This window comes from Burkholderia sp. BDU5 (assembly GCF_001522845.1).
GTDB lineage: Bacteria > Pseudomonadota > Gammaproteobacteria > Burkholderiales > Burkholderiaceae > Burkholderia > Burkholderia mayonis.
The window spans coordinates 1-4,310 of sequence record NZ_LOWC01000049.1 but is presented as its reverse complement, the minus strand read 5'-3'; the positions used below and the strand labels follow the sequence as shown (position 1 = coordinate 4,310).

The following is a 4,310-nucleotide window of genomic DNA, read 5'->3' as shown; positions in this document are numbered from 1 at the left end:
CGGCCTGGCGATCGGTGATGCGCGGTGAACGCGTCGGCTGCGGCGGCGGATCGGTGATATCGGAGACTGGCTTCACGCCCCCTCCTTTGCCGGAGCACATATGCGCGCATGGAGCTCAACCAACTTTTGGCCCGGCTCAAAGCGGAAGCCACGCTGAGACCCAGCCTTGTCGCTAAGGACTTGGCTGATGGAAGCCTGTGTAACGCCGATGTGCTCGGCGATCGCTCGCTGAGTCCAGTGGGCGTCCAGCAGATCGCGGATCAGTGATTTCCAGTTCATGAGGCGATATTAGCATCCTAATGGATCAAGTCAAGAGCAAACTATTTGAGTTTTCTAATATCCTCGCGTCCATGGAAACTTTAGGATCGCGCGTCAAAGCGGCGCGCCTCGACGCCAAGCTGTCTCAGGAGGCGCTCGCTCGCCAGGTCGGCGTGTCCCAAGGCCTCATCGGACAGATTGAATCCGGGAAGAACCAGGGCTCCAAACATCTGGCCGCGCTAGCGCGCGTGCTAGGCGTCTCCGCAGACTGGCTTGAGACAGGAAAGGGGCCGCGCGAACGCGTGGTCGGGCAACATAAAATTCCCGAAGACCAAGGGAACGTTCTGGTGTGGGAACACCCGGACGACCTTCCTCCAGACGATAACCGAGTCTGGATGGACAGGTACGACTACAGATTCAGTGCGGGGACCGGTTTGATTCAGTGGGAAGTACGGCAGAAGAAGGCGTTACCGTTCGACATCGGCTTTTTCAAGGCGCTCGGCTCGAAGCCCAAGGACTGCAAGCTCGTGCGCGTGCACGGCGACAGCATGGAGCCGTACCTATTCGACCGCGACATGATCATGGTCGACACGGCGAAGAATCACATCCGGGACGGCAAGGTTTACGCGATCTATTTCGAGGGCGAGCCGCTTGTGAAGCAGATATTCAAGCAGGCCGGAGGATCGATCACGCTACACTCGATCAATTCGGGGAAGTATCCGGACAAGACTATAACGCAAGAACACCTGGATTCAGTATCCATCATGGGCGAAGTGATCTACCGATCTGGCTCAGGATGGGCAGGTGGAAACTGAAACAAAAACGACCGAGGGGTAACATGAATATTTGGGGATTTGTGACCATACTTGTGCTTGACTTCATTGTGGCGTCTTATGCATCTCACAAAGGAAAAAGCAAGGGTTTCTGGTTTCTAATGTCAATCCTAATCAGTCCGCTTGTGTCGTGGGTGATCTTGTTTTTCTCGAAATCGTCCCATAGCTCCGAAAGGTCTGGTGAGAAATACGTATGGGGACATGCAGCAGCCGCAACGCTCGCGATCATAGTTGGCGGTTATCTGACATTCCACTTGCCGACAACGGACACCGATATTACGACTCGCACAGCGAATGCTCCTGAGGCGGCAACGGCCGAAGCCGCCACGGTCCGGGATACTGGATTGACTGCACCTCAGAATAACGCAGTCAGATCGGCAAAGCAGTATCTCAGTGTGCAGGGTTTCTCGCGGAATGGGCTAATTCATCAACTCTCATCCGATGCTGGAGATGGATTTGACGTGGCTGATGCTACTGCTGCAGTTGATAGCCTTAATGTTGATTGGAATCAGCAGGCAGTGCGATCTGCTAAGCAATACCTAGCCATGCAGGGATTTTCATGCAAGGGCTTGATACATCAGCTTTCCTCGGAAGCCGGCGATGGATACACAGCCAGTCAGGCGGATTACGGCGCAAAACAAGCTGGTGCATGTTAATACCTATTCTGAAACGCGCGAACGCCTCGCGATTTTGTTTGGAAGCCCAGCCGCGAGCTGGGCTTTTCATTTCCGACGCCGCCTCAACTCCTCCCGCCAGAGCGTCGCACCCACGACGTCAATAGCGCGCGATCTCATCATCACTCAGGCGATCCCACGCGCTGGCTAGCCAGTCGGCGAACCCGACACATGTATCGTCAACGAAGACTGGCGCCCTCCCTTCAATGTTCAACTGCTCGAAGAGCGTCACCGCGTCTTGGGGCGTCATGGCCGGTTCCTTGCGAGCTTCTAGCATGGACGAATCGAGGCTGTTACAAATTTCGCGCGTGGCACTATTAGCTTTCTATTGACACACGCCAATTAGCCTCCTAATATTCATCTCAACGCGGCACCGCCACCGCACCACCGCCCCAGGCGGATCGCTCTCTAACAACCGAAGGTAAGCCGGGACCGCTTCAGCGGAGCAACCGGCCGGCGCGATCAGCGCCGTGAGTCAGGACAGGCGCAGCGCGCTAGGCCGATGTTTGGCTACCGCTTGCAGGCTTGAACGGACCTGACACAAGACAGCCAGCACCACGTGACCGATGGCTTTGTAATCGGCACAACCCTCGCGCGGCCCGGAGCCGGCACGGCCGGGAGTAGCCGGGCGCGCGAGTGATGCAGTCTCATGGAGCCGGAATGCGCAGGCTGATGCGCACCTGGCGTAGTTGTCAGAGTCCCGAAGCCGGAGATCAGCGCCGGCCCGGCTCCATGAGACTGTCCAGAAACAGCTCTGACCGGTGGCGGTTCTTCTTCTGAGGCGTCACCAGTGAGAGCTGCGCACGCAGCGTCGCAGTTCAAGACTGAACTTTGATTAGCAATCCTTTATTCAGGGGGACGCGATGCACACTCCTCGAACCCATCACAACAACGTCCGCAAGCTGCCGGCGCGGGTCGATCGACACGCTGACCAGCTGCAGGCAGCGGCCGACGACGCCGCGCTGGCGCGCGACGAGCGCAACGAAGCGATCGCCGAGCGCGTCACGTTCGACGTGCTGCCGTTCTCGACTGAGCAGATCGCCGTGCTCGACGCCGCGCTGCGCCGCGGCCATATCGAGGATGTGTACGAGGTCTGGAGCACCTGCCAGGACGTCCTCAAGGCTGAAATCGCGCGCCGCATTGCAGCCGCCGATCTTGCAGCTGTCGCGCCACGTTTCGCGCAGACGTATTGCTCCGCCTGCGGCGCAGAGCTCGGCCCGGGCAACGCCGGCGTCAGCAGCTGCGCCGATCACCGCGCACGCGCGCTGCACATCGTGCGAGCCGACTGACCCATTTCAATCTCATCAGGAGATAGGCATGAGCTTCACACCTCACATGGAACGGCTGCTGAATGGCGGAGTGCAAAAACTCTACCGCTTCGAAAACGGATTCGGAGCGAGCGTTGTGCAACACGAATTCAGCTACGGCGGAGACGTCGGACAGTGGGAGCTCGCCGTCATCCGATTCAATGGCGATTCGTGGCGCCTGGAGTACGGCACCGAGATCACCGACGACGTTATCGGCCGTCTCGACTGGAACGAGGTCGAAGATCTGCTTTCGCGGATCAACGCATTGCAGCCGGCCTGACCAACCGCGCCCGCCCTGCGGGCAATCACACCATCGATCAGCCAGGAGACTCAAAAATGAATCGCAGACCGAATCCGCAGAAGGCCGCCGACGATTGGAATGCCCGTGTACAGGTGGGTGCCTCCGTCGAATATTCCGAGGTGCGCGGCGATCCGCCCAAGACCTTCACGACCCGCACGGCAGCCGAAGTCCTGAGCGGCCACACGGCAGTCGTGTGGCTGAACGGCAAGAGTGGATGCGTGGCGATCAGCCATTGCACTTCCATCTGACCTGCGGCGGGCAATCACACCACACACAGGGGGACGAGATGAGCTGCGGATACCAAGGATCGCACTTCGGCGCCCGGTACCAAGACGGCTGCTGCATCGATGGCTATCTGTGGGATCTGGATAGCTGCGACGAGCCCGGCGGCCCGCTTCACAACAGCGGCGACGAGCCGTGCCCGAACTGCAACACGCACGAATACGTGCTCGGTTGCGACGATCTGCACCTGACCGGCAACGCCAAGCAACGACGCACGCAGGTCCGCGCAGCCATCCGTCGCGTCCGGTCGTGGGCCGCTGTTTGAGCAACCGCTCCCGCTACGGCGAGCAACAGGTCGAAATCCCCGGAGGAAGCGCTGTTCATGTCCGGGTGATCTGCGCGTGATGCGCGCACTGACGATACCTGCATTTCATCGAACAAGAACTTCGAGGGACCACATGGAAACGATCAACGACGGCGGACCGGCATTTCCGATCAACGACCATCAGTTCGTGCACCGCGTCGGCGCGGCGGCAGTTGAAGGCGTCACCGATTCGGCTGAGCGCGACCGGATCTACATCGAGGCCACCGCGCGAGCTAGCGCCGGCATGTCGCTTCGCGACTACTTCGCGGCAAATGCGATCGCCGCCGTTCTCCGAACGCCGTGGTTTCTGCATACGTCCAGTCAGCGAGGTTCATCGGAGTATGCGCCGGA

General features: G+C 59.3%; 9 protein-coding genes. 8 read left to right on the top strand and 1 reads right to left on the bottom strand.

The window, feature by feature from the left end:
* Nucleotides 1-108: 108 nt before the first annotated feature.
* From WS69_RS33175 to WS69_RS30635, 3 genes are read left to right on the top strand one after another with little or no spacing between them, the layout of a single operon-like run.
* Complete coding sequence (locus WS69_RS33175) at nucleotides 109-267, top strand: hypothetical protein (RefSeq protein ID WP_156438050.1); 159 nt, start codon at nucleotides 109-111, stop codon at nucleotides 265-267.
* A 32-nt stretch (nucleotides 268-299) separates the two neighbouring features.
* On the top strand, nucleotides 300-1,073 hold the full coding sequence (locus WS69_RS09690; protein ID WP_059470569.1) for an XRE family transcriptional regulator: 774 nt from the start codon (nucleotides 300-302) through the stop codon (nucleotides 1,071-1,073).
* A gap of 23 nt (nucleotides 1,074-1,096) precedes the next feature.
* On the top strand, nucleotides 1,097-1,747 hold the full coding sequence (locus tag WS69_RS30635; protein ID WP_231747107.1) for an Ltp family lipoprotein: 651 nt from the start codon (nucleotides 1,097-1,099) through the stop codon (nucleotides 1,745-1,747).
* Nucleotides 1,748-1,865: 118 nt separating this feature from the next.
* On the opposite strand, the gene WS69_RS09685 is transcribed toward WS69_RS30635, so the two are convergent.
* Nucleotides 1,866-2,015 (bottom strand): hypothetical protein, encoded by a 150-nt coding sequence (locus WS69_RS09685; protein ID WP_231747106.1) that lies wholly within the window; start codon nucleotides 2,013-2,015, stop codon nucleotides 1,866-1,868.
* 613 nt (nucleotides 2,016-2,628) lie between these two features.
* Between WS69_RS09685 and WS69_RS09680 the strand changes: the two genes are divergently transcribed.
* The 5 genes from WS69_RS09680 to WS69_RS09660 form a co-directional block, all read left to right on the top strand.
* Nucleotides 2,629-3,054, top strand: coding sequence for a hypothetical protein (locus tag WS69_RS09680; protein ID WP_059470568.1), 426 nt, complete (start codon nucleotides 2,629-2,631; stop codon nucleotides 3,052-3,054).
* A 28-nt stretch (nucleotides 3,055-3,082) separates the two neighbouring features.
* Complete coding sequence (locus WS69_RS09675; protein WP_059470567.1) at nucleotides 3,083-3,352, top strand: hypothetical protein; 270 nt, start codon at nucleotides 3,083-3,085, stop codon at nucleotides 3,350-3,352.
* A gap of 56 nt (nucleotides 3,353-3,408) precedes the next feature.
* Nucleotides 3,409-3,621 carry a hypothetical protein gene (locus WS69_RS09670; RefSeq protein WP_059470566.1) on the top strand — a complete coding sequence of 71 codons (213 nt, stop codon included), beginning with the start codon at nucleotides 3,409-3,411 and terminating at the stop codon, nucleotides 3,619-3,621.
* Complete coding sequence (locus WS69_RS09665) at nucleotides 3,588-3,920, top strand: hypothetical protein (protein WP_156438048.1); 333 nt, start codon at nucleotides 3,588-3,590, stop codon at nucleotides 3,918-3,920. Before WS69_RS09670 ends, WS69_RS09665 begins: the two co-directional genes overlap by 34 nt.
* Nucleotides 3,921-4,053: 133 nt before the next feature.
* The coding region (locus WS69_RS09660; protein WP_059470564.1) for a hypothetical protein at nucleotides 4,054-4,310 on the top strand (257 nt) is incomplete at its 3' end.